This is a genomic window from Nonomuraea sp. 3N208 (genome assembly GCF_052245935.1).
Classification (GTDB): Bacteria; Actinomycetota; Actinomycetes; order Streptosporangiales; family Streptosporangiaceae; genus Nonomuraea.
Window position 1 is genome coordinate 102,669 of the sequence record NZ_JBQQBR010000038.1, and the last position, 22,567, is coordinate 125,235.

General features: G+C 69.2%; 25 protein-coding genes. 21 read left to right on the forward strand and 4 right to left on the reverse strand.

What is annotated here, in order from left to right; genetic code table 11:
* Positions 1-113: 113 nt before the first annotated feature.
* The gene (locus ACTWPT_RS43840; protein WP_443183457.1) at positions 114-740 is read left to right on the forward strand and encodes a bifunctional DNA primase/polymerase; all 627 of its coding nucleotides are present in this window, start codon (positions 114-116) and stop codon (positions 738-740) included.
* Positions 741-820: 80 nt separating this feature from the next.
* The gene (gene hemL, locus ACTWPT_RS43845; protein WP_443183458.1) at positions 821-2,113 is read left to right on the forward strand and encodes a glutamate-1-semialdehyde 2,1-aminomutase; all 1,293 of its coding nucleotides are present in this window, start codon (positions 821-823) and stop codon (positions 2,111-2,113) included.
* Here the strand turns inward: hemL and ACTWPT_RS43850 are convergent.
* Positions 2,055-2,951 carry an EamA family transporter gene (locus tag ACTWPT_RS43850; RefSeq protein ID WP_443183459.1) on the reverse strand — a complete coding sequence of 299 codons (897 nt, stop codon included), beginning with the start codon at positions 2,949-2,951 and terminating at the stop codon, positions 2,055-2,057. The genes hemL and ACTWPT_RS43850 overlap by 59 nt on opposite strands.
* A gap of 184 nt (positions 2,952-3,135) precedes the next feature.
* Here ACTWPT_RS43850 and ACTWPT_RS43855 point away from each other — a divergent pair, with 184 nt between their 5' ends.
* From ACTWPT_RS43855 to ccsA, 6 genes are all read left to right on the forward strand, one after another.
* Positions 3,136-4,056 (forward strand): LysR family transcriptional regulator, encoded by a 921-nt coding sequence (locus tag ACTWPT_RS43855; protein WP_443183460.1) that lies wholly within the window; start codon positions 3,136-3,138, stop codon positions 4,054-4,056.
* A gap of 56 nt (positions 4,057-4,112) precedes the next feature.
* The gene (locus ACTWPT_RS43860; protein ID WP_443183461.1) at positions 4,113-4,751 is read left to right on the forward strand and encodes a histidine phosphatase family protein; all 639 of its coding nucleotides are present in this window, start codon (positions 4,113-4,115) and stop codon (positions 4,749-4,751) included.
* 77 nt (positions 4,752-4,828) lie between these two features.
* Entirely contained in the window at positions 4,829-5,395 is a 567-nt protein-coding gene (locus tag ACTWPT_RS43865; RefSeq protein ID WP_443183462.1) for a TlpA family protein disulfide reductase, read from the forward strand.
* Positions 5,388-6,110, forward strand: coding sequence for a cytochrome c biogenesis CcdA family protein (locus tag ACTWPT_RS43870; RefSeq protein WP_443183463.1), 723 nt, complete (start codon positions 5,388-5,390; stop codon positions 6,108-6,110). The genes ACTWPT_RS43865 and ACTWPT_RS43870 overlap by 8 nt, the downstream gene beginning before the upstream one ends.
* The gene (resB, locus tag ACTWPT_RS43875; protein ID WP_443183464.1) at positions 6,110-7,681 is read left to right on the forward strand and encodes a cytochrome c biogenesis protein ResB; all 1,572 of its coding nucleotides are present in this window, start codon (positions 6,110-6,112) and stop codon (positions 7,679-7,681) included. The genes ACTWPT_RS43870 and resB overlap by 1 nt, the downstream gene beginning before the upstream one ends.
* Positions 7,671-8,723 carry a cytochrome c biogenesis protein CcsA gene (gene ccsA / locus ACTWPT_RS43880; RefSeq protein WP_443183465.1) on the forward strand — a complete coding sequence of 351 codons (1,053 nt, stop codon included), beginning with the start codon at positions 7,671-7,673 and terminating at the stop codon, positions 8,721-8,723. The genes resB and ccsA overlap by 11 nt, the downstream gene beginning before the upstream one ends.
* Before the next feature lies 1 nt (position 8,724).
* Here the strand turns inward: ccsA and ACTWPT_RS43885 are convergent, their stop codons facing one another.
* Positions 8,725-9,018 (reverse strand): PLDc N-terminal domain-containing protein, encoded by a 294-nt coding sequence (locus tag ACTWPT_RS43885; RefSeq protein WP_443183466.1) that lies wholly within the window; start codon positions 9,016-9,018, stop codon positions 8,725-8,727.
* A gap of 123 nt (positions 9,019-9,141) precedes the next feature.
* Here ACTWPT_RS43885 and ACTWPT_RS43890 point away from each other — a divergent pair, with 123 nt between their 5' ends.
* Positions 9,142-10,161, forward strand: a complete 1,020-nt coding sequence (locus ACTWPT_RS43890; protein ID WP_443183467.1) for a hypothetical protein — start codon at positions 9,142-9,144, stop codon at positions 10,159-10,161.
* An 11-nt stretch (positions 10,162-10,172) separates the two neighbouring features.
* Positions 10,173-10,418, forward strand: coding sequence for a hypothetical protein (locus tag ACTWPT_RS43895; protein WP_443183468.1), 246 nt, complete (start codon positions 10,173-10,175; stop codon positions 10,416-10,418).
* A 146-nt stretch (positions 10,419-10,564) separates the two neighbouring features.
* On the opposite strand, the gene ACTWPT_RS43900 is transcribed toward ACTWPT_RS43895, so the two are convergent.
* The gene (locus ACTWPT_RS43900) at positions 10,565-10,786 is read right to left on the reverse strand and encodes a BldC family transcriptional regulator (RefSeq protein WP_026214226.1); all 222 of its coding nucleotides are present in this window, start codon (positions 10,784-10,786) and stop codon (positions 10,565-10,567) included.
* Positions 10,787-11,043: 257 nt separating this feature from the next.
* Between ACTWPT_RS43900 and ACTWPT_RS43905 the strand changes: the two genes are divergently transcribed.
* On the forward strand, positions 11,044-11,262 hold the full coding sequence (locus tag ACTWPT_RS43905; RefSeq protein ID WP_443183469.1) for a DUF4229 domain-containing protein: 219 nt from the start codon (positions 11,044-11,046) through the stop codon (positions 11,260-11,262).
* Here ACTWPT_RS43905 and ACTWPT_RS43910 read toward each other — a convergent pair.
* Positions 11,259-12,497: a delta-60 repeat domain-containing protein gene (locus ACTWPT_RS43910; protein WP_443183470.1), complete on the reverse strand. Its 1,239-nt coding sequence runs from the start codon at positions 12,495-12,497 to the stop codon at positions 11,259-11,261. The genes ACTWPT_RS43905 and ACTWPT_RS43910 overlap by 4 nt on opposite strands.
* A 79-nt stretch (positions 12,498-12,576) precedes the next feature.
* Here ACTWPT_RS43910 and ACTWPT_RS43915 point away from each other — a divergent pair, with 79 nt between their 5' ends.
* From ACTWPT_RS43915 to ACTWPT_RS43960, 10 genes are all read left to right on the forward strand, one after another.
* Entirely contained in the window at positions 12,577-13,293 is a 717-nt protein-coding gene (locus ACTWPT_RS43915; RefSeq protein WP_443183471.1) for a demethylmenaquinone methyltransferase, read from the forward strand.
* A gap of 168 nt (positions 13,294-13,461) precedes the next feature.
* On the forward strand, positions 13,462-14,715 hold the full coding sequence (locus ACTWPT_RS43920; protein ID WP_443183472.1) for a geranylgeranyl reductase family protein: 1,254 nt from the start codon (positions 13,462-13,464) through the stop codon (positions 14,713-14,715).
* A gap of 64 nt (positions 14,716-14,779) precedes the next feature.
* Positions 14,780-15,175, forward strand: coding sequence for an NADH-quinone oxidoreductase subunit A (locus ACTWPT_RS43925; RefSeq protein ID WP_443183473.1), 396 nt, complete (start codon positions 14,780-14,782; stop codon positions 15,173-15,175).
* Between the two features lie 2 nt (positions 15,176-15,177).
* On the forward strand, positions 15,178-15,729 hold the full coding sequence (locus tag ACTWPT_RS43930) for a NuoB/complex I 20 kDa subunit family protein (RefSeq protein WP_305914423.1): 552 nt from the start codon (positions 15,178-15,180) through the stop codon (positions 15,727-15,729).
* Between the two features lie 95 nt (positions 15,730-15,824).
* Entirely contained in the window at positions 15,825-16,430 is a 606-nt protein-coding gene (locus tag ACTWPT_RS43935) for an NADH-quinone oxidoreductase subunit C (RefSeq protein WP_443183482.1), read from the forward strand.
* A complete protein-coding gene (locus ACTWPT_RS43940; protein WP_443183474.1) occupies positions 16,427-17,752 on the forward strand; it encodes an NADH-quinone oxidoreductase subunit D in 1,326 nt (441 codons plus the stop codon). The genes ACTWPT_RS43935 and ACTWPT_RS43940 overlap by 4 nt, the downstream gene beginning before the upstream one ends.
* The gene (gene nuoE / locus ACTWPT_RS43945; protein ID WP_443183475.1) at positions 17,749-18,405 is read left to right on the forward strand and encodes an NADH-quinone oxidoreductase subunit NuoE; all 657 of its coding nucleotides are present in this window, start codon (positions 17,749-17,751) and stop codon (positions 18,403-18,405) included. Before ACTWPT_RS43940 ends, nuoE begins: the two co-directional genes overlap by 4 nt.
* Positions 18,402-19,691: an NADH-quinone oxidoreductase subunit NuoF gene (nuoF, locus tag ACTWPT_RS43950; protein ID WP_443183476.1), complete on the forward strand. Its 1,290-nt coding sequence runs from the start codon at positions 18,402-18,404 to the stop codon at positions 19,689-19,691. The genes nuoE and nuoF overlap by 4 nt, the downstream gene beginning before the upstream one ends.
* Entirely contained in the window at positions 19,688-22,063 is a 2,376-nt protein-coding gene (locus ACTWPT_RS43955) for an NADH-quinone oxidoreductase subunit G (RefSeq protein ID WP_443183477.1), read from the forward strand. The genes nuoF and ACTWPT_RS43955 overlap by 4 nt, the downstream gene beginning before the upstream one ends.
* Positions 22,060-22,567, forward strand: a 508-nt coding sequence (locus ACTWPT_RS43960) for a complex I subunit 1/NuoH family protein (protein ID WP_443183478.1), incomplete at its 3' end; no start/stop codon positions are given. The genes ACTWPT_RS43955 and ACTWPT_RS43960, both read left to right, overlap by 4 nt.

A 22,567-nucleotide genomic window follows, 5' to 3' on the forward strand; every position in this document is an offset into this window, starting at 1 on the left:
TGTGGCCTGTGCGTTAGAGTGCGATAACAAGTGCTGGTGTGTCCCGCGTGTGCTTAAGTCCGCCCGGAGCCGGGACCTCCTCAGGCGCGCGAGGGACTTGACGGGAGACACCAATGGTGGGGGTACCACTAGCTCGGCGTACCAAAAAGCGGCCGCGGCCGACGCGCATCGGCGTCGTGCTCGAATACGCGGCCATGGGCTGGCCTGTGGTGCCCGGGGCGTACCCGCTGCGGAACGGTCCGCGCGCGTGCTCCTGTGACCGGCTCGGCTGTCCAGACCCCGGCGCCCACCCGCTGTCTCCAGCCTGGTCGCTCCAGGCCACTACGGACCCCGCGCAGCTCACCCGGTGGTGGCATACCGAGCCCGAGGCCGGTGTGATTCTGCCCACGGGACGGGTGTTCGACGTCTTCGACGTACCGCTCGCCGTAGGCCTCTCGGCCCTCACCCGAATCGACGCCGCAGGAGCGCACTCAGGCCCGGTCGCCGCCAGTGGCGACCGGGTCTTGTTTTATGTGGCCACGCGGGGCAACCCGGAGGACGAGGACGAGTGGTGGTCGTGCCATCTGGACTGTGGTCCGGCGACCATCGAGGACACGCCGGGATTGCGGTGGCACTGCCGCGACAGCTACGTCCTCGCGCCGCCGTCGACCCTCCCCAACGGGCAGGTCACGTGGTTGCGGCCACCGGACGGCCGGCCCTTGCCTGATCCGTTGCGCATCTTGGAGTGGCTCGCCGACTGAGTCGGAAGCGGCGAGCTCTGCGCGCGCGAGGGTGGAGGGTGGCAGGTGGAGCGGGGTAGGGCGGGACTAACCTGGGTCGGGTGAGCCGTACACAGAACTCCGAGGACCTGTTCGCCCGCGCCCGCCAGATCGTGCCGGGGGGCGTCAACTCGCCGGTGCGTGCGTTTGGCGCGGTCGGCGGGACGCCGCGTTTCATGGCCGAGGGGCAGGGGCCCTACATCACGGACGTGGACGGCAACCGGTACGTGGACCTGGTCTGCTCCTGGGGGCCGATGATCCTCGGGCACCGGCACCCGGCGGTGGTCGAGGCCGTGTCGGACGCGGTCGCTCACGGGTTCTCGTACGGCACCGCCACGCAGGGCGAGGTCGAGCTGGCCGAGCAGATCGTCGCCAGGGTGGCGCCGGTCAAGAAGGTACGGCTGGTCAGCTCAGGCACCGAGGCGACGATGAGCGCGGTGCGGCTGGCCCGCGGCTTCACCGGGCGGTCCAAGGTCATCAAGTTCGCCGGGTGTTACCACGGGCACGTGGACGCGTTGCTGGCCTCGGCGGGGTCCGGGGTGGTGACCTTCGGGCTGCCGGACACGCCCGGCGTGACCGGGGCGTCGGCGGCGGACACGATCGTGTTGCCGTACAACTCCGTCGAGGCCGTCGAGGAGGCGTTCAGGGTGGGGGCCGACGTCGCTTGTGTGATCACGGAGGCGTGCCCGGCGAACATGGGGGTCGTCCCGCCGCGTGACGGGTTCAACGCGCGGCTGCGCGAACTCTGCACGGCCAACGGGGCGCTGCTCATCGTGGACGAGGTGCTGACGGGCTTCCGGGTCTCGTCCGCCGGCTGGTACGGGCTGGACCCGGTCGAGGCGGACCTGATGACGTTCGGGAAGGTCATGGGCGGCGGGCTGCCGGCGGCGGCGTTCGGCGGGCGGGCCGATGTCATGGCCAATCTCGCGCCGGAAGGCCCCGTCTATCAGGCGGGCACGTTGTCGGGGAATCCTCTGGCATGTGCGGCCGGCCTGGCCACGTTGCGTGCACTCGACGACGCGGCCTATGAGCGGGTCGACGCCGCGGCGCTCGCCGTCGGGCAGGCGGCTTCGGAGGCCCTGGCCGCGGCAGGGGTGCCGCATCGCCTGCAGCGGGCGGGGAGTCTGTTCTCGATCTTCTTCACCGACGCGGAGGTGACGAACTTCGACGAGGCCAAGACGCAGAACACGGCCGCGTTCACCGCGTTCTTCCACGCGATGCTGGACCAGGGCGTCTACCTGCCGCCGTCCGCGTACGAGGCGTGGTTCCTGTCGGCCGCGCACGACGACGAGGCGCTCAACCGCGTCGCGGAAGCGCTTCCTGCCGCGGCGAAGGCGGCTGCCGCCGTTCTGTAGCCCGGGGCTTGGTTCCGGCGTAGAGCACGCCTGCGACGATGAGGCCCGCCGCCAGGAGCTTGAGCCAGGTGAGCGGCTCTCCGGTCACCAGCGCCGCCGACGACATGCCGAACACGGGCACGAGCAGCGTGTACGGCGCCACCGTCGAGGCGTCGTAGCGGCCCAGGAGCCATCCCCAGACGCCGAAGCCGCCCAGCGTGGAGATGAACGCCACGTAGAGGAGGGACAACCAGCCCTCCAGGGGAGAGGCCAGCGTCGGCACGCCCTCCAGCCACAACGACAGCAGCAGAAGTGGCGGCGCGGACAGCGCGCTGACCCAGACCATGAAGCGCAGGGAGTCCGGAGGGGCGGCCCGGCGCTGGATTACGTTGCCCAGGCCCCAAGCGGCTGCTGCGGCCACGCATAGGGCGAAGGCGCCGATCGGGCCTGAGACGCCGAAGTCGAGCGCGACCAGGGCCAGCCCGCCGAAGGCGACGGCCAGCCCGAGCACGCGGCGGGCGGTGAGCCGCTCCCCGAGCAGCGTCACCGCGAACACCACGGTGAACAATGCCTGCATCTGCAGGACGAGTGAGGTGAGCCCCGCCGGCATGCCTGCTCGCATGCCCACGAGCAGCAATCCGAACTGGCCCACCCCGATGGTGGCCGCCACTCCGGCGACCCAGCGCCAGGGGACTCCGGGGCGCCCCACGATGAGCAGGGCTGGGAACGCCGCCATGGCGAACCTGATCCCCGCGTACAGCAGGGGCGGGAAGTGTTGCAGGCCGACTTGCATGACGACGAAGTTGAAGCCCCAGACAGCTGCGAGGCCGACGGCGAGGGCGAGGTGGCGGGGCCGCACTCAGCGAGTGGGCTTCTGGTAGCGGATGCGCTGCTCGCGAGCCTGCTCGGCGAGGGCCTTCAGGTACGAGGGGGAGTCCGACTGCTGCTTCTTCGACTTAAGGATTCTCATGCATATATTTTCATCTGCTTCAGATTGAAGGACAAGCGAGACTTTCTACGCTAAACCCTTTAGTCTGGCTTACATGTTGGACTTGAACCGGCTCAAGGCCCTTCACGCAGTTCACACCTACGGGTCGGTCGGCGCGGCGGCCGACGCGCTCATGGTCACGCCGTCGGCCGTGTCCCAGCAGATCGCCAAGCTGGAGCGGGAGACCGGCGCCAGGCTCATGGAGCGCAACGGCCGCGGCGTGCGGCTGACGGACGCGGCCGGGCTGCTCGCCGAGCACGCCGAGCGCATCCTCGCCCTGGTCGAGACGGCCGAGGCGGACTTCGAGGCGCTGCGCGGCGAGGTCGTCGGCCGGCTCAACATCGCCGCCTTCCCCACCGCGACCCGCGGCATCATGCCGAAAGCGCTGTCCGCGCTCCGGGAGCGCCATCCCGACCTGTGGATCCAGCTCATGGAGCGCGAGCCCGAGCGGGTCGTCCGCGACGTGGCCAGGGGCGAGCTGGACCTGGGCGTCATCCAGGACTGGCTCAACCGGCCGATGGCGCTGCCCGACGGGCTGTCCAAGGCCACGCTGCTCGACGACATCGCCGACGTGGCGCTGCCCGCCGGACACCCGCTCGCCGACGCCAAGGAGCTGGAACTGGCCGACCTGCACGGCGAGCTCTGGGTCAGTTCCTCGCCCGGCACCGTCTGCCACGACTGGCTGGTGTTCACGCTGCGCAACGCCTCGCTCGAGCCGGTGATCGCGTGCATGGCCGACGAGTACCCCACACAGCTCGCTCTGGTGGCGGCCGGACTGGGCTGCGCCATCGTGCCGCGGCTCGGCCGCGACTGCGTGCCCGCCGGCGTGCGGCTGGTGCCGATCAGGCCGCGGCAGTCCCGCCGCATCTACGCGGTGTGGCGGGCGGACGCGGCCCGCCGCCCCGCGATCAGGGCGCTGGTCGAGGCGCTCGCCGAGGCGAGCAGGCAGCAGGAGAACGCCTGGGCGGTCAGCTGACCGCGTGGCTCGATCCAACCGCGTGACTCGATCCAGCGGATAGGCTGTCCCTCACCATGGCTGAAACCACCGTCGTCCACCTTCTGCGCCACGGTGAGGTGCACAACCCCAGCGGCATCCTCTACGGCAGGCTTCCCGGATACCACCTGTCCGAGACAGGTCACCTCATGGCCGAGACGGTCGCCAAGGCGGTCGGCGGCCGTGACATCGTGGCTCTCTACAGCTCGCCGCTCGAGCGCGCCCTGGAGACCGCGACCCCGCTCGCCGAGAAGCTCGGCCTGGAGATCCAGCAGGACATCCGCCTGATCGAGGCGGGCAACCTCCTGGAGGGCCGCCCGGTCGGGCAGGGAATGGCGCTGTTTCGCGACTGGCGCAACTACCGCTATTTCTGGAACCCGCTGCGCCCGTCATGGGGCGAGGCCTACCCAGTCATCGTCCAGCGCATGAAGTCGATGGTCGACGCGGCGAGGGCAGCGGCACGCGGGCACGAGACTGTGCTCGTCAGCCACCAGCTCCCGATCTGGGCGATCAGGATGGCCGCCGAGGGCCGCAGGCTCTGGCACGATCCCCGGCGCAGGCAATGCGCCCTGGCCAGCCTCACCACGCTCACGTTCGACGACGACCGGCTGATCAGCGTCGGCTACAGCGAGCCCGCAGGGTCGCTGGACGCCGGGCCGTCCGTCCCCGGCGCCTGAACCCGATGTCCGGGGCGTGCGACCCCGCCGGTAGAGTTGCAAGCTCTACCGGTTGTAGTACAAGGAGATCTTCCTCCGTGCGCGCCAAGTCCATCTCCCTCGTGCTCCTGGCCGTCCTGGTCGGGGGTTGTGCCGGCAACCAGAGCGGGCAGCCGCAGGCGGGTGACACCCGGTTCGTCGCGGGCGACGGGAAGATGCAGGTGTTCGCCGCGGGCGAGCGCAAGGCCGCGCCGGCCATCCAGGGGCCGACCCTCGACGGGGGCAACGCCTCGCTGGCCGCGCACAAGGGCAAGGTCGTCGTGCTCAACTTCTGGGCGTCGTGGTGCGGCCCGTGCCGGGCGGAGGCGCCGGTGCTCAAGGAGGTCGCGGCCAAGACCAAGGGCAGCGGCGTGGAGTTCCTCGGCGTCGACTTCAAGGACCGCCAAGCCGACGCGCTGGCGTTCGAGCGCACCGAGAAGGCCGGCTACCCCTCGATCTTCGACCAGCCGGGCAAGGTGGCACTGGCCTTCCAGGGCACGGTGCCGCCCGCGGCCATCCCCTCCACGCTGATCATCGACAAGCAGGGCAGGATCGCGGCCAGGGCGCTCGGCGCGGTCAAGTACACCGACCTCATGGACACGGTGACCAAGGTGCGCGATGAGTGACGTCGTCGCCTCCGGGTCGCTGCTGGTGGCGGTGCCGATCGCGGTGCTCGCCGGGGTGGTGTCGTTCCTGTCGCCGTGCGTGTTGCCGCTGGTGCCGGGCTATCTGTCGTATGTGACCGGCATGAGCGCCGACCCCAAGCGCGGGCGGCTGGTGCTCGGGACGGCGTTGTTCGTGGCCGGGTTCGGTGTGGTGTTCGTGCTCAGCGGGGCGCTGTTCGGCGGGCTCGGGTCGGTGTTGCTGGGTAACGCCGAGATCATCACGCGGGTGCTCGGGGTGCTGACGATCGTGCTCGGGCTGGCGTTCCTGGGCGTGGTGCCCGGCCTGATGCGTGAGGTGCGCATCCACCGGCTGCCGGCAGCGGGGCTGGCCGGGGCGCCGCTGCTCGGAGTGGTGTTCGGGCTCGGGTGGACGCCGTGCATCGGGCCCACGCTGGCCGTCGTGCTCGCGCTCGGGCTCAACGAGGGCAGCGCCGCCCGTGGGGCCCTCCTGGCCGTGGCGTACGCGCTGGGTCTCGGGCTGCCGTTCGTGGGCGCGGCGCTCGCGTACAGCAAGGCCCTGCGCACGTTCCGGGCCATCCGCAAGCACTCACGCCTGATCACCAGGATCGGCGGCGGCATGATGGTGGCCGTCGGTGTGCTGCTGGTGACCGGGGTCTGGGGAGAGCTGATCGCGGGCATGCAAGGGCTGATCGGCGCGTTCGAGCCGGTGATCTGATGAGCGTTCAGGAGCTGGAGAAGGAGCGAGCGCCCAAGCAGGCCGCGTTCGGGTTGACGGGCTGGCTGCGGTGGGGGTGGCGCACGCTCACCTCCATGCGGACGGCGCTGATCCTGCTGTTCCTGCTGGCGCTCGGTTCGGTGCCCGGCTCGCTGGTGCCGCAGCGCGGCGTCGAGCCCGACAAGGTGGCACGGCTCTACGAGCAGAACCCCACGCTGGCCGAGTGGTACGACAGGTTCCAGCTGTTCGAGGTGTTCACCTCCACCTGGTTCGCGGCCGTCTACCTGCTGCTGTTCACCTCGCTGATCGGCTGCGTCATCCCGCGGGCCGCGACCTACCTGCGCGAGCTGCGCCGCAAGCCGCCCGCCGCGCCGAAGAACCTGTCGCGGCTGCCGCACTTCGCCTCGTTCGAGGGCGACCTGGAGGTCGAGAGGGCGGCGCGGCGGCTGCGCAAGCTGCGGTTCCGCGTCGTGACCGGGGACGGCTGGATCTCCGCGGAGAAGGGCTACCTGCGGGAGACGGGAAACCTGTTCTTCCACATCGCCCTGCTCGGCATCCTGTTCGCGATCGGCGCCGGCTCGTTGTACGGCTACCGCGGCAACGTCCTGGTCGTGGAGGGCGACGGCTTCGCCAACACCGTGGCCGCGTACGACCGGTACATCCCGGGCAGCCAGGTGTCGGCCGAGTCGCTGGAGCCGTTCTCGCTCCAGCTGGCCGACTTTAAGGTCGCCTACCAGGTCGCGGGCGACAAGAAGGGGCAGGCGCTCGACTACACCGCCCATCTCAAGGTCAACGACTCGCCGGACGCGCCCGCCAGGGACTTCGGCCTCAAGGTCAACACGCCGCTCGAGGTCAACGGCACGCAGACCTACCTGATCGGCAACGGTTACGCCCCCGTCTTCAAGGTCACCGACGGCAAGGGGCAGGTGGCGTTCGAGGGCGCGGTGCCGTGCCTGATCGAGGACAAGGGCACGATGACCTCGGGATGCGTGGTCAAGGCGCCGGACGCGCAGCCGGAGCAGCTGGGATTCCTGCTGCGGTTCCTGCCGACCAGCGTGCCGCTGACCGACGGCACGTACGCCTCAGCCTTCCCCGGGGAGCTCAACCCCGAGGTGCAGCTCATCGGGGCCTTCTCCGGCGACCTGGGGTTGCGCTCGGGCAAGCCGCAGTCGGTCTACGAGCTCGCGCCGACCGAGGTCATGAAGAAGCTCAAGCCGCTCGTCATGGGCACGAACGTGCCCAAGCCGCTCGCCGTCGGGCAGTCGGTCGACCTGCCGGAAGGGGCGGGCAAGATCGAGTTCGTGGGGGTGAAGGAGTGGATCACCCTCCAGGTCGCCCACGACCCTGGGCGGGTGCCCGCCCTGGTGTTCGCCGGTATGGCCGTCGTCGCCATCGCGCTCTCTCTCATGATCCGGAGGCGCAGGGTCTTCGTGCGGGTCAAGGAGGGCCCCGACGGGGGCAAGGTCGAGGTGGGCGGCCTGACCCGCACCGAGGGCTCCGCGGCGGGCTTCGCCGAGGAGTTCGCCGACATCGTCAAGGTTCTATCAGCAGGAGAGAAGCATGTCCGCTGAGCAACTCGCTGAACTGAGCGACCTCTTCGTCGTCGGCGCGGTCCTGCTCTACGTCCTCGCCATGGTGGGCTTCGCCACGGAGCTGGCCTTCGGGCGCTTCCGGACGGGCAAGACGGCGGCAGAAGGGGCCGGCGTCGAGCGGCACACCGTCAAGCAACCGGTCGCGGTCGGGGCCGGGGATGCGGGTGGCGCCGTCGACGCGGACGCGTCCGGCGCTTCCGGCGTGGCGCTGCCGGGCGACTCCGAGGCCGGCGGCTCCGGCTCGGGTGCGCTGACAGACGCCGGAGAGGCGGGCGCGGCAGACCCGGTCGGGCAGTCGCCGGGGGCGGCCAGGGCCGGGATGGTGGCGCTGGTGCTCGCCTGGGTCGGCTGGGCCGCCAACCTGGGCGCCATCGGCACCCGCGGCCTGGCCGTGGAGCGGTGGCCGTGGGGCAACATGTACGAGTTCGTCGTGGCCATCTGCTTCGCCGCCGTGACCGCGTTCCTCGGCACCCAGCTGCGTCACAACGTGCGCTTCCTCGGTGCCTTCGTCATGGTGACGGCCGCGCTCGGGCTCGGGCTCGCCGTCAAGGTGTTCTACACGGCCGCGGGCCCCGTCGTGCCTGCGCTGAACTCGTACTGGATCGCCATCCACGTCACCGCGGCGATCATCGCCAGCGGCCTGCTGACGTTGGCCGGCGTCGCCGGCATCCTCTATCTGCTGCGCGGGGACGGGATGTCCCGCCTGCCGGCCCGTGAGGACCTCGAGCGGGTTGCGCACCGGGCGATCGTGTTCGCCTTCCCGCTGTGGACGTTCGCGGTGATCGCGGGTGCGTTGTGGGCGGACCGCGCTTGGGGCCGCTACTGGGGCTGGGACCCCAAGGAGGTCTGGTCGTTCATCACGTGGGTGGCCTACGCCGCCTACCTGCACGCCAGGGTGACGGCCGGGTGGCGCGGGCGGGCCGCGACGATCGTGCAGCTGGTGGCGTTCGCCTGCCTGCTGTTCAACCTGATCGGCGTCAACATCTTCATCAGCGGTCTGCACAGCTACGCCGACGTGTGATCTAGCCCAGGTCGTCACCCCGCATGCGGCGGTCGAGGTCGCGGAGGAAGTCGGGGTCGTCGTCGGGCCCTTTCGGCATGCCCGGGCCGGGGGGAACCGGCCAGGCCTGCCGCTCGGCCCGTGGGCGGCCGCGCGCCAGCCAGACGAGGCCGCCGAGCAGCGGGACCAGCACGACGACCAGGATCCACAGCGCCTTTGGTACGTTCCTGACCTCGTCCTCTGGCGTCGTGATCACGTCGAAGATGGAAAAGAGCCAGAAGGCCAGCAGCGCCAGGCCGATCAGAACACCTGCCATGCCCGAACTGTAAGCCATTCGCGACGTGATCGTGCTTCCTGTTGTCCCATTTCGGGTGACTTGGAGAAGATCCCCGTCGTACCGTGGAGTGTCCGCAGGCTGCCACGGGCGTTGAGGGGTGCGATGGCCTTTTCCCACGACAAGGGCCGCCATCGTCGTGGCCGCTGGTGGCGGCGCGGGTCGTACCTCTTCTCACGCCGCGCGGAGTCCCCGCGTGGGGCAGACCGCTCATTCTGGTCCAACGTCCGTGAGAAGCCCCAGGAGGCCCCGAGCACCCCGGTAGAGGGCAAAGGGGTCAACGGCGCTCAACGGCGCCGCTGGCCGGGCGCTGAGCGGCGGGAGCGGCAATCGTGGCCGGGCGAGAGCGAGCGGGTCCTCCCCGACGCCCAGAAGACGATCTGGGACGGCTTCGCGGTGCGAGAACAACGTCACGAGCAGTTGTCCGCCGCCGTGATGGAGCGCCCTCGCTACACCTGGTACGACTTCGAGCTCGACGACCGGCCCCTCCGGGCGCAGCCGCACCGTCCTGACGTGCCGTCCATGGGCGACGGCCTGCGCCACTGCGGGAAGCTGGAGCGGATCCTGCACCGCCAGTGGGACGCCAGCCTGGGCCCGCCGCCGCCCGACGTCGTTCGCGCCGTCGAGAGCCTCGCCAGGTTGCCCGACCGGCTGAAGGAGAAGCTCGCGAACGGCATCGAGGGCATCTATGTCGGCCCGGGCGGCGTCCCCGAACTCGACGACATGGGCTACTTACGCGGCGCCCCGTTGCCGTCTGGCCGCGCCACGTGGGACATCTGCGCCGGCGCGTACGGAGATCGCAAGATCGTCGTGGGCGACCGCCCCTCGCCCACGCCCGATGTGATGATGCACGAGGTCGGCCACGCCATCGACGACATCGATTCGGCGTACGGCGACTGGGTGTCCGACTCGCCAGAGTTCGTGCACCTCTACGAGAGAGCCAGGCCCATCCTCGCCTCGGCCTTCCACCGCCAGGGCGGCGGGCTCGGGCGCAAGGAGTTCTTCGCCGACGCCTTCGCCGCCATCGCCGCCCGGCGGCGTCCCGCGCTCGTCGACATGCTCGGGGGTGACACGCGGATGGCGCTCAACGTCATGCTGTTCTTCAACCGGCGCTACGGAATCTAGGTGGTTCGGTCATGTACGTCATCCGGCTCGCGGACGGGACCTTGCGCGTACCGCAGAGCCTGACCAGCGAAGACGGGCGCCTGATCGGTAACGCGTACGTGGAGTTGCAGCCCGGCGACGCGGACTACGAGCAGTGGCTGGCCGAGTCGCTGACGGAGGAGGAGGCGGCGCTGCGCCGCCGGCGCTGGGAGGAGGAGAACGACGACCTGGAACGTGAGTTCCTGGCGTTCAAGGCGGAGCAGGAAGAAGACGCCTGATCAAGCAGAGGACAGGCGCCAGCCACGGTCGGCGGTTGGCGCCGCCCCGTGCTTGCCGTACGGACGTGCGCCGGGAAGCACGCGAACAGTGGGTTCCGCCGGCGGTGACCCTGCCATGGTCACAGGATCACCGTCTGCGCGGATCGTCATACGCGCGGGGACTCACCTGCCGGCCTGTCGGCCGTCAGAACGTCCTCGCCTCGGAGAAGGGCGTGGACTTCCGATTCGCGGAAGCGCCGGTGCCCTCCGGGGGTGCGGATACTGCTGATGCGGCCTGCCGCAGCCCAGCGTGTAACCGTCTTTGGGTCTACCCGGAAGAGGGCGGCAACCTCTCCAGGGGTCAGCAGACGCTCGCTGCTACTCTCCACCAATCTCTCCCCCTCGCATCCCGCTTCCTGCCAGCGGGCGGACAGGTAACCAGTGTGTCGAGCGAAGCCTGATTTATCCGTGGTTTTCTACAAAGATCACGGGTTGTTATCAGCTGACTGCCCGATTGTTATATGATAGAGCCTCTTTGGGGCTCTCGTGGGTGTTTCTTTACGAAACTCCCTAACTGGGAACAGTAGCAGCGCTCGCGTCCGATGCGAAGAGCGACCGCTCCACAGGTCCGAGTAACCTCGAACACGTGCATCCCGTTCTCGTTTACACCCTGTCGCGGATCGGCCTGTTCGTCGTGACCCTCGGTGTGCTGTACCTGCTCGGCCTGACAAATCCGTTGATCCTGATGCTGGGTGCTTTCTTGATCAGCGGTCTGGCCAGCTACGTGCTGCTGTCGAAGCAGCGCGACGCCATGAGTGAACGGATCAGCGACAAGCTCGACCGGCCGAAGCCGCAGGACGACTAGGGCAGAGGGAACATGCCAATCCGGGCATGGTACTCCCGTCCGAGTCTCGTTGTGTCACTACCGACTAGTAGTCCGGTGTGATGCGCTGAAAACGCCTTCACCCCGATGCCGCGCTCCCGCGTTGGATTCCAACTGAGGGCCTTTCCGGTACGCGGATGAATGGCGCCGATGCCCGGCCGTGACACCGCTCCTGGACCCGCCGAGTCCCGCCCCCGCGGATTGTCCAGCCAGCGCTGATGCCCGCCGACGAAGACGGCCGCCCCCGTCACCGCGACCGCGTAGAGCGAGTCGCCGCCCGTGGCGTTGACCCAAGTGGGCTGGATGTTGGAGCCCTTCGCGTACGTCTCGAACCTGGCCGCCGTGTCGCACATCCCGCCTCTGGCGCCACCCGTGGTGACGACCGCGAAGTAGCTGCCGTCGGGCGCGAAGTCGATCCCTCGGACATATGAGGGGAACGCGGAGGCGCATTTGCGCGCGTACGCCGCGGTGCGCCATGGCGCGACCTTGGCCACGGGGCCGCTGATGTCGATCAGCCCGAGCTGGGGCCTGGAGTGGCCGTCCAGCGTGGTGAACGTGCCGTCCACGGCGAGCCGCCCGCGCGAGACGGCCAGCGAGTAGATCGTGATCCCGGACGTCAGCGGAGCTCCAGGCGTGATGGCGAAGCCCGGGTCGGCCGCGCCCGTGGTCGCGTCTAGCCTGGCCACCGCCTCACGCGGGCCGATGAAGTCCCCGCCGACGTACAGCTTGCCGCCCTGCCTGGCCAGCGCGGTCACCGAGCCGCCGAGGAGGCGCGGCCGGAACCCCGGCACCACCGCGCCGTCGGAGAGCCGGAGTCTGGCGAGCGCCCTGGAACGCGTGCCGTTGACGCCGTAGAACTCGCCACCGACATAGACGGTGCCCTGCTCGCCCGCGGCGAGCCCGTGGACGGGACCGGACACGATCGGGGCGAACTCGGGCAGGATCCGGCCGGTCCGCAGGTCGAAGGCGAACAGGTTGCCGCGGGGCAGGACGGTGGTGCGAGCAGCGTCGCTCACCTCGCTGAACGCCCCGCCGACCACGGCGGTGTGGCCGACGACGGCGATGGCGTTGACGATGCCGTCGAGCACATGGGGGGTGCTGTCGATCGGGTCGGCCGAAACGACGCGGGTGTGGGCGACAGGGGACGCCGCGGCGGGGTGCCCCTCCGCGACGACGGCCGAGGCGATGATCGCCGCAAGGGCGACACGGGCAAACATTCCCCAAGAGTTAGCAGACGTTGGGTAACCCCGCGGCTACTTTCCGTCCATTGTCCCATTGGCCAATAGGCTAAGGGCCATGACGCGCGCTCAGTTGGACAAGCAGCCGGATGAGGTCGCCGCGATGTTCGATCGCACCGCCCGGCGCTACGACCTGGTCAATGACGTGATCTCCCTCGGGCAGGTCAGGCTCTGGCGCAAGGCGGTGGCCGCCGCCGTGGACGCCGGGCCCGGCGAGCTCGTCCTCGACCTGGGGGCCGGCACCGGCACGTCCACTGACTCGTTCACCACGCTCGGCGCCCGTGCGATCGCCTCCGACTTCTCGCTCGGCATGCTCCGCACGGGCGTGCGCCGCCACGGCGGCAATGCGCTGAGCGGTGCGGGGGTGCCGTTCATCGCGGGGGACGCGTTGCGGCTGCCGTTCGCCGACGACTCCTTCGACGCGGTGACGATCTCGGTGGCGCTGCGCAACGTCCATGACACCTCGCAGGCGCTGCGCGAGATGCTGCGGGTGACCAAGCCAGGCGGGCGGCTGGTGATCCTGGAGTTCTCGCATGTGACGGTGCCCGCCGTCGACCTGGTCTACCGCGAATATCTGATGAGGCTGCTGCCGAAAGTGGCCAAAGTCTTCGGGTCCAATGACGATTCGTACGAATATCTGGCCGAGTCGATCCGGGATTGGCCCAACCAGGCCGCGCTCGCAGGGATCATTCAGCAGGCGGGCTGGGAGCGGGTGGCCTGGCGCAATCTGACGATGGGGATCGTCGCCATGCACAGGGGATTCAAGCCACTGTGAGGTCACGGGCGACACACCGTTCCTCTTGGATCACAGAACAGCACCCCGACTGCCACTATGTACAGGAAAAGCAGTAGACTGCGGGCCGACAAGTTTGTGAAGGGGTTCACAAAGGAACGAAGGCGCGCCACCCCACGGCCTTCGCGTGTGTAGGACAGGACAGGTCTAGTGACCGTGCCAACAGCCACTCAGGCTGACGCTGACGTCATCGTCGTCGGCGCCGGTCCCGCCGGTTCCGCAACCGCCTTTTACCTCGCTCAGTCCGGGCTCGACGTGCTGGTCCTGGAGAAGACCAGGTTCCCCCGCGAGAAGGTCTGCGGTGACGGCCTGACCCCGCGCGCGGTCAAGCAGCTGCAGAACATGGGCGTCGACATCGATGCGCCCGGCTGGGTCAGGAACAAGGGCCTGCGCGTCGTCGGCGGCGGCCACCGATTCGAGCTGGACTGGCCGCAACTCGATCGCTTCCCCGACTTCGGGCTGGTCCGCACCCGCATGGACTTCGACGAGATCGTCGCGGCCAACGCGGTCAAGAACGGCGTGCGGATGATGGAGGGCGTCACCGTCACGGGGCCCGTGCTCGACGACCGCAGCGGCCACATCGTCGGCGTGACGACCAAGGACGGGCGGACCTACCGCAGCCGCGTGGTGGTCGCCGCCGACGGCAACAGCACCCGGCTGGCCGTGGGCATGGGGCTGCACAAGCGTGAGGACCGGCCGATGGGCGTGGCCGTCCGCACCTATTTCGAGAGCCCCCGGCACGACGACGACTACCTCGAGATCTGGCTGGAGCTGCGGGATGGCGAAACGCTGCTGCCCGGCTACGGCTGGATCTTCGGCGTCGGCGACGGCACCGCCAACGTCGGGCTCGGGCTGCTCAACACCAGCGACCAGTTCAAGAACATCGACTACCGGGACCTGCTGCGACGCTGGTGCAAGGCCATGCCGGCCGACTGGGAGTTCACCGAGGAGAACATGACGGCCCCGATCCGCGGCGCCGCGCTCCCGATGGCCTTCAACCGGCAGCCGCACTACACGCGCGGGCTCGTGCTCGTCGGTGACTCGGGCGGGTCGATCAACCCGTTCAACGGCGAGGGCATCGCCTACGCCATGGAGACCGGCGAGATCGCCGCCGAAGTCATCGCGAAGGCGCTCAAGGGCACCACTCCCGCGCAGCGCGAGCGGACCCTGCGGACCTATCCCAAGACGCTGAAGGACGCCTACGGCGGATATTTCACGCTCGGAAGGTTGTTCGTAGAGGCGATTGGGAAGCCGGGTGTGATGAGCTTCGGCACCAGGCACGGGCTCCCTCACCCGAGGCTGATGCGCTTCGCGCTCAAACTCCTTGGTAATCTCACCGACCGGCGAGGCGATGCGTCCGACAAGATCATAAACGCACTTTCGAAGGTCGCCCCACCAGCATGAATCCCGCAATTAACAGATCCTGCTGCGCGCCCGCGCGCGCGGCGACTCCAGAGGAGGCGTAGCGATGGACCTTTACGTGCCCATCCTGGTGCTCGCCGTTCTCGCGGGGGGCTTCGCGATCTTCTCGGTCGCCATCGCTCCCTTCACCGGCCCCAAGCGCTGGAACCGCGCCAAGCTTGACGCCTATGAATGCGGCATCGAGCCGACGCCCCAGCCCGTCGGTGGCGGACGGTTCCCGCTCAAATACATGGTCACCGCGATGCTCTTCATCGTGTTCGACATCGAGATCATCTTCCTTTATCCGTGGGCTGTCTCGTTCGCGCCGCAGACGGACGACCTCGGCCGCCAGCTCGCCTCGGGCCTCGGCTTGTTCGCGCTCGTGGAGATGCTGCTGTTCATCGTCACCGTGCTCGTCGCCTATGCGTACGTGTGGCGCCGCAAGGGTCTGGACTGGGACTGAAAATGGGACTTGAAGAAAAACTCCCCAGCGGGTTCATCCTCAGCACGGTCGAACAGGCCGCCGGATGGGCACGCAAGAACTCCGTATGGCCGGCCACCTTCGGGCTGGCATGCTGCGCCATCGAACTGATGGCCACCGGTGGCCCCCACTACGACCTGGCGCGCTTCGGCATGGAGCGCGCTTCGGCGTCTCCGCGCCAGGCCGACCTGATGATCGTCGCCGGGCGCGTCTCCCAGAAGATGGCCCCCGTGCTGCGCCAGATCTACGACCAGATGGCCGAGCCCAAGTGGGTCATCGCCATGGGCGTGTGCGCCTCCAGCGGCGGCATGTTCAACAACTACGCCATCGTGCAGGGCGTGGACCACGTCGTGCCGGTCGACATCTACCTGCCGGGCTGCCCGCCGCGGCCCGAGATGCTGATCGACGCCATCGTCAAGCTGCACGACAAGATCCAGAACATGAAGTTCGGCGCGCACCGTGCCAAGCAGATCGAGGAGCTCGAGCTGCAGGCGCTGCGCACGCTGCCGCTGATCGACCAGGGGGCCGCGAAGTGACCTCGCCCGACAACCTCCCCGGCAGCCCGGACAGCGGTGAGACCCCCGAGGTCGCCGTCCCGGCGGTGCCCGAGGCGCCCGTCGCCAGGCGCGGCATGTTCGGGGCATCGGACACCGGCGACACCTCCGGCTACGGTGGCCTCGTCGTCCGCCGGGCGCCGCAGATCTCGACGCCCCGCCCGTACGGGAGCTACTTCGACGAGATCGTCGACACCCTGGCGTTCGACGACGCCATCGAGCGCGTGGTCGTGGACCGCGGCGAGCTGACCCTGCACGTCAAGCGCGAGCGCCTCGTCGAGGTGTGCCAGAAGCTGCGTGACGACCCGGCGCTGCGCTTCGAGCTGTCGCTCGGCGTGTCCGGCGTCCACTACCCGCACCTGGTGGGCGAGGAGCTGCACGCGGTCATCCACCTGTGCTCGATCACCCATAACCGGCGCGTGCGCGTCGAGGCGAGTGCGCCGGACGCCGACCCGCACATTCCATCGACCGTGAGCGTTTACCCTGGTCACGACTGGCATGAGCGGGAGACGTACGACTTCTTCGGGATCGTCTTCGACGGGCACCCCGCGCTCACCCGGATCATGATGCCGGACGACTGGGACGGTCACCCGCAGCGTAAGGACTACCCGCTCGGCGGCATCCCGGTCGAATACCGCGGCGCCACCATCCCCGCGCCGGACCAGAGGAGAAGCTACTCATGAGCACCGCTTATGACGAGGCGACCGAGGGCAAGGTCTACTCGGTCAACGGCGGCGACTGGGACCAGGTCGTCACCGGCGCGCGCGACACCGAAGAGGAGCGCCTGGTCGTCAACATGGGCCCGCAGCACCCGTCCACGCACGGCGTGCTCCGTCTGGTCCTGACCCTCGACGGCGAGACGGTGACCGAGGCCCGCGGCGTCATCGGCTACCTGCACACCGGCATCGAGAAGAACATGGAATTCCGAACGTGGACCCAGGGGACCACGTTCGTGACCCGCATGGACTACCTCTCGCCGATCTTCAACGAGACCGCCTACAGCATGGGCGTGGAGAAGTTGCTCGGCATCACCGACCGCGTCCCTGAGCGGGCGCAGGCCATCCGCGTGATGATGATGGAGCTCAACCGCATCGCCTCGCACCTGGTGGCCATGGGCACGTTCGGCATGGAGCTGGGCGCGACCACGCCGTTCCTGTTCGGGTACCGCGACCGCGAGATGGTCATGGACCTGTTCGAGTACATCACCGGCCTGCGCATGAACCACGCCTACGTCCGCCCCGGCGGCGTCAGCGTCGACCTGCCGGCCGGCGCGGTGGACAAGGTCGGGGAGTTCCTCAAGGAGATGCCCAAGCGGATCAAGGACATCCGCAAGCTCCTCGACGAGAACCCGGTCTACGTGCGCCGCACCAGGGACGTGGCCTACCTTGACCTGACCGGCTGCATGGCGCTCGGCGTCACAGGACCGATCCTCCGCGCCGCGGGCCTGCCGTGGGACCTACGCAAGTCGCAGCCCTACTGCGGCTACGAGACGTACGAGTTCGACGTCCCCACCGAGCGCGGCTGCGACGTCTACTCGCGCTACCTCGTGCGCATGAAGGAGATGGAGGAGTCCCTCAAGATCATCGAGCAGGCCCTGGATCGCATCGCCGGTCCGCTCAAGGGCGACCCGGTGATGATCGAGGACAAGAAGATCGGCTGGCCGGCGCAGCTCGCGCTCGGTCCCGACGGGTTCGGCAACTCGCCCGACCACATCGCCCACATCATGGGCACCTCGATGGAGGCCCTCATCCACCACTTCAAGCTGGTGACCGAGGGCTTCAGGGTGCCGGCCGGGCAGGCGTACGCCAGCATCGAGTCCCCCAAGGGCGAGCTCGGCGCGCACGTGGTCAGCGACGGCGGCACCCGGCCGTACCGCGTGCACTTCCGCGAGCCGTCCTTCTGCAACCTGCAGAGCTTCCCCGCGATGGCGGAGGGCGGCCAGGTCGCCGACGTGATCGCCGCGGTTGCTTCAATCGACCCCGTCATGGGAGGTGTGGACCGGTGACGTATTCACCGGAGATCCGCGAGCGTCTGGAAAAGGACGCCAAGGAGATCATCGGGCGCTACCCGAAGACGCGGTCGGCGCTGCTGCCGCTGCTCCACCTCGTGCAGTCCGAGGACGGTTACGTCTCCGACGACGGGCAGGAGTTCTGCGCGGAGCTGCTGGGCCTCAGCAAGGCCGAGGTCACGGGCGTGGCGACGTTCTACACCATGTACAAGCGCAAGCCCGTCGGCGACTACCACGTCGGCGTGTGCATCAACGCGCTGTGCGCCGTCATGGGCGGCGACCAGATCTGGGAGGAGCTGTCGGAGCACGTCGGCGTCGATCACGACGAGGCGACCCCGGACGGCAAGGTCTCGCTGGAGCGCATCGAGTGCAACGCGGCCTGCGACTTTGCTCCCGTCATGATGGTCAACTGGGAGTTCTTCGACAATCAGACGCCAGGGTCGGCCAAGCAGCTCGTCGACGACCTGCGTGACGGCAAGGACGTGCGGCCCACGCGCGGCCCGAAGAAGTTGTGCACCTTCAAGGAGGCCTCGCGGGTGCTCGCGGGCCTGCCGGACGACCAGGCGGGCGACGGCCCGTCGGCCGCGGGCCCCTCGCTCGAGGGCCTGAAGGTGGCCAAGGCCAGAGGATGGAAGGCCCCCGAGGCATGACGACCACTTTGACACCGGTCCTGACCGCGAATTGGGACCAGCCCAACTCCTTCACCCTCGACGTCTACGGCGAGTACGAAGCGGCGAAGAAGGCGCTGGGCATGGACCCCGACGCCGTCATCCAGGCCGTCAAGGACTCGGGTCTGCGCGGCCGCGGCGGCGCGGGCTTCCCGACGGGCATGAAGTGGGGCTTCATCCCGCAGGGTGACGGCAAGCCGCACTACCTCGTCGTCAACGCCGACGAGTCGGAGCCGGGCACCTGCAAGGACATCCCGCTCATGATGGCCAACCCGCACGCGCTGGTCGAGGGCATCATCATCACGTCCTACGCGATCCGCGCCAACCACGCCTTCATCTACGTGCGCGGCGAGGTCCTGCACGTGATCAGGCGGCTGCACGCGGCCGTGCGGGAGGCGTACGAGAAGGGTTACCTCGGCAGCGACATCCTCGGCTCGGGCTACGACCTGGAGCTGGTGGTGCACAGCGGCGCGGGCGCGTACATCTGCGGCGAGGAGACGGCGCTGCTCGACTCGCTGGAAGGCTTCAGAGGTCAACCGCGGCTCAAGCCCCCGTTCCCGGCCGTGGCGGGCCTCTACGCCTCGCCTACCGTCGTGAACAACGTCGAGTCGATCGCCAGTGTTCCCTCGATCATCGCCAACGGCGCCGACTGGTTCGCCGGGATGGGCACCGAGAAGTCCAAGGGCTTCGGCATCTTCTCGCTCAGCGGCCACGTGACCCGGCCCGGCCAGTACGAGGCGCCGCTCGGCATCACGCTGCGCGAGCTGCTCGACATGGCCGGCGGCGTCCGCGAGGGGCACCAGATCAAGTTCTGGACCCCGGGCGGCTCCTCCACGCCGATCTTCACCGACGAGCACCTGGACGTGCCGCTCGACTTCGAGGCGGTCGGCGCCAAGGGCTCCATGCTCGGCACCCGCGCGCTGCAGATCTTCGACGAGACCACCTGTGTGGTCCGCACCGTGCTGCGGTGGACGGAGTTCTACGCCCACGAGTCGTGCGGCAAGTGCACGCCGTGCCGCGAGGGCACGTACTGGCTCAAGCAGGTGCTCAAGCGCCTTGAGAAGGGCCAGGGCACCGAGGAGGACCTGACCACGATCACCGACATCGCGGACAACATCCTCGGTCGCTCGTTCTGCGCCCTGGGCGACGGCGCGACCAGCCCGATTCACTCCTCGGTGAAGTACTTCCGCGAGGAGTACCTCAAGCACTTCGAGATCGGCGGCTGCCCGTTCGACCCGAAGAAGTCCACTCTCTGGGGTGAGCAGTGACCGTCGTAGAAACAGAAACGAACCTGGTGACCCTGACCATCGACGGGTTCCAGGTCAGTGTCCCCAAAGGCACCCTGATCATCCGGGCCGCCGAGCTGCTGGGCATCCAGATCCCCAGGTTCTGCGACCACCCGCTGCTGGACCCGGCGGCCAACTGCCGCCAGTGTCTGGTCGACATCCCCGACGCGGGCAACGGCCGCGGCTTCCCCAAGCCGCAGCCGTCGTGCGCGATCGAGGTCGCCGAGGGCATGGTCGTGCAGACCCAGCTGACCTCGCCGGTCGCCGAGAAGGCGCAGCGGGCGGCGATGGAGTTCCTGCTGCTCAACCACCCGCTGGACTGCCCGGTCTGCGACAAGGGCGGCGAGTGCCCGCTGCAGAACCAGGCCATGTCCAACGGCCGCGGCGAGTCCAGGTTCCAGGAGCAGAAGCGCACCTTCCCCAAGCCGCTGCCGCTGTCCACACAGGTGCTGCTGGACCGTGAGCGTTGCGTGCAGTGCGCGCGCTGCATCCGCTTCTCCGACCAGATCGCCGGCGACCCGCTCATCGAGTTCTTCGAGCGCGGGGCCAAGGAGCAGGTGCGTACGGCCGACGGCAAGCCGTTCAACTCCTACTTCTCCGGCAACACGGTGCAGATCTGCCCGGTCGGAGCGCTCACCGGCGCCGCCTACCGGTTCCGCGCCCGCCCGTTCGACCTGGTGTCCACGCCGAGCGCGTGCGAGCACTGCGCCGCCGGCTGCGCCCAGCGCACCGACCACCGGCGCGGCCGCGTCACCCGCCGACTGGCCGGCAACGACCCGCAGGTCAACGAGGAGTGGAACTGCGACAAGGGCCGCTGGGCGTTCACGTACGCCACGCAGCCCGACCGCCTCAAGACGCCGTTGATCCGCAACGAGGAAGGCGTGCTCGTGCCGGCCTCGTGGCCGGAGGCGCTGGCCGTCGCCGCCCAGGGCCTGGCCAAGGCCCGCGGCAAGGCGGGTGTGCTGGTCGGCGGCCGGGTCACGGTCGAGGACGCCTACGCCTACGCCAAGTTCGCCAGGCTGGCGCTGGAGACCAACGACATCGACTTCCGCGCCCGGCCGCACTCCACAGAGGAGGCCCAGTTCCTGGCGCACGCGGTGGCCGGCAAGGGCATCGAGGTCAACTACAGCGACCTGGAGAACGCCCCGCACGTGCTGCTCGTCGGGTTCGAACCCGAGGAGGAGTCCCCGATCGTCTTCCTGCGCCTGCGCAAGGCGTGGATGAAGAAGGGGCTCAAGGTCAGCTCGATCGCGCCATTCGTCACCCCCGGCCTGGAGAAGATGGGCGGCACGCTCATCCGCACCGCGCCGGGCGCCGAGGCCGACGCGATCGGCGATCTGGTCGGCACGGTGCCCGAGGGCACGGTCATCCTGGCGGGCGAGCGGCTGGCCACCGTGCCCGGCGCCCTGTCCGCCGCGGTACGCCTGGCCGCCGCCTCCGGTGGCAAGCTCGCCTGGATCCCGCGCAGGGCGGGTGAGCGCGGCGCGGTCGAGGCCGGTGCGCTGCCCAACCTGCTGCCGATCGGCCGCCCGGTGGACGACGAGACCGCCAGGGCCGAGGTGGCCAGGGCGTGGAACGTGTCCTCGCTGCCCGCCGCGCCCGGCCGCGACACCGCGGACATCCTCACGGCCGCTCGCGACGGTGACATCGACGCGCTGGTCGTGGCCGGTGTCGATCCGTACGATCTGGCCGACCCGGCGGCGGCGCTCGACGCGCTCGAGCACACGCCGTTCATCGTCAGCCTGGAGATCCGCGCCAGCGCCGTCACCGACCGCGCCGACGTGGTCCTGCCCGTCGCCGCCGTGCAGGAGAAGGCGGGCACGTTCGTCAACTGGGAAGGCCGCGGCCGCTCGTTCGAGGCGCCGCTGAGGGTCCCCGGTCTGCAGAGCGACCTGGTCGTGATCGGCAATGTGGCCGACCGGATGGACGTGCACCTGGGCCTGCCGGACGCCAAGAGCGCCCGGCGCGAGCTGTCCACCCTGGGCGCCTGGCGCGGCAGCCGGGTCAGCGCCCCGAACGCCCTGACCCGCACCCAGGAGGTGCCCGAGGCAGGCCAGGCGCTGCTGGCCACCTGGCATCTGCTGCTCGATGACGGCAGGCTGCAGGACGGCGAGCCGTACCTCGCGGGCACCGCCCGCACCGCCGAAGCACTGGTCTCCGAGAGCACGGCCGCCGAGCTGGGCATCGCCGACGGCGACAAGCTCGTCGTGGGCGACAACGTCACCCTGCCGGTGCGCGTCGCCGACCTGCCGGACCGGGTGGTCTGGGTGCCTTCGAACTCCGGCGGCTGCGCGGTCACGCGTGACCTGCGCGCGGTGGCCGGCGACATCGTCACCATCGGGAGCGCCTCATGACCCACGTTCTCGCGGCCGATCCCACCCTCGCCGACTTCGGCAAGGACCCGCTGTGGATCACCATCATCAAGGCCGTGATGTTGTTCCTCTTCCTGATGCTGGGCGTCCTGTTCGGTGTCTGGTTCGAGCGCAAGCTGATCAGCCGCATGCAGAACCGCTACGGCCCCAACCGGGCCGGCAAGTTCGGCCTGCTGCAGTCCGTGGCCGACGGCCTGAAGATGGGTCTGAAAGAGGACCTCTTCCCGCGGACCGTGGACAAGGTGCTCTACCTGCTGGCCCCGGTCATCATGGTGATCCCGGCGTTCCTGGCCTTCTCGATCGTGCCGTTCGCGCCGATGGTCAACCTGTTCGGCGTGCAGACGCCGCTGCAGCTGGTCGACCTGCCGGTGGCGGTGCTGTTCATGCTGGCCATGGGCGCCGTGTCGGTCTACGGCGTGGTGCTGGCGGGGTGGTCGTCGCGCTCGCCGTACGCGCTGCTCGGCGGGCTGCGGTCGGCGGCCCAGG

Coding starts and splice junctions, on each gene's coding strand:
- ACTWPT_RS43840 (WP_443183457.1), top strand. CDS start 114: ATGGTGGGGGTACCACTAGCTCGGCGTACCAAAAAGCGGCCGCGGCCG.
- ACTWPT_RS43855 (WP_443183460.1), top strand. CDS start 3,136: ATGTTGGACTTGAACCGGCTCAAGGCCCTTCACGCAGTTCACACCTAC.
- ACTWPT_RS43860 (WP_443183461.1), top strand. CDS start 4,113: ATGGCTGAAACCACCGTCGTCCACCTTCTGCGCCACGGTGAGGTGCAC.
- ACTWPT_RS43870 (WP_443183463.1), top strand. CDS start 5,388: ATGAGTGACGTCGTCGCCTCCGGGTCGCTGCTGGTGGCGGTGCCGATC.
- resB (WP_443183464.1), top strand. CDS start 6,110: ATGAGCGTTCAGGAGCTGGAGAAGGAGCGAGCGCCCAAGCAGGCCGCG.
- ccsA (WP_443183465.1), top strand. CDS start 7,671: ATGTCCGCTGAGCAACTCGCTGAACTGAGCGACCTCTTCGTCGTCGGC.
- ACTWPT_RS43885 (WP_443183466.1), bottom strand. CDS start 9,018: ATGGCAGGTGTTCTGATCGGCCTGGCGCTGCTGGCCTTCTGGCTCTTT.
- ACTWPT_RS43890 (WP_443183467.1), top strand. CDS start 9,142: ATGGCCTTTTCCCACGACAAGGGCCGCCATCGTCGTGGCCGCTGGTGG.
- ACTWPT_RS43895 (WP_443183468.1), top strand. CDS start 10,173: ATGTACGTCATCCGGCTCGCGGACGGGACCTTGCGCGTACCGCAGAGC.
- ACTWPT_RS43910 (WP_443183470.1), bottom strand. CDS start 12,497: ATGTTTGCCCGTGTCGCCCTTGCGGCGATCATCGCCTCGGCCGTCGTC.
- ACTWPT_RS43915 (WP_443183471.1), top strand. CDS start 12,577: ATGACGCGCGCTCAGTTGGACAAGCAGCCGGATGAGGTCGCCGCGATG.
- ACTWPT_RS43925 (WP_443183473.1), top strand. CDS start 14,780: ATGGACCTTTACGTGCCCATCCTGGTGCTCGCCGTTCTCGCGGGGGGC.
- ACTWPT_RS43930 (WP_305914423.1), top strand. CDS start 15,178: ATGGGACTTGAAGAAAAACTCCCCAGCGGGTTCATCCTCAGCACGGTC.
- ACTWPT_RS43935 (WP_443183482.1), top strand. CDS start 15,825: ATGTTCGGGGCATCGGACACCGGCGACACCTCCGGCTACGGTGGCCTC.
- ACTWPT_RS43940 (WP_443183474.1), top strand. CDS start 16,427: ATGAGCACCGCTTATGACGAGGCGACCGAGGGCAAGGTCTACTCGGTC.
- nuoF (WP_443183476.1), top strand. CDS start 18,402: ATGACGACCACTTTGACACCGGTCCTGACCGCGAATTGGGACCAGCCC.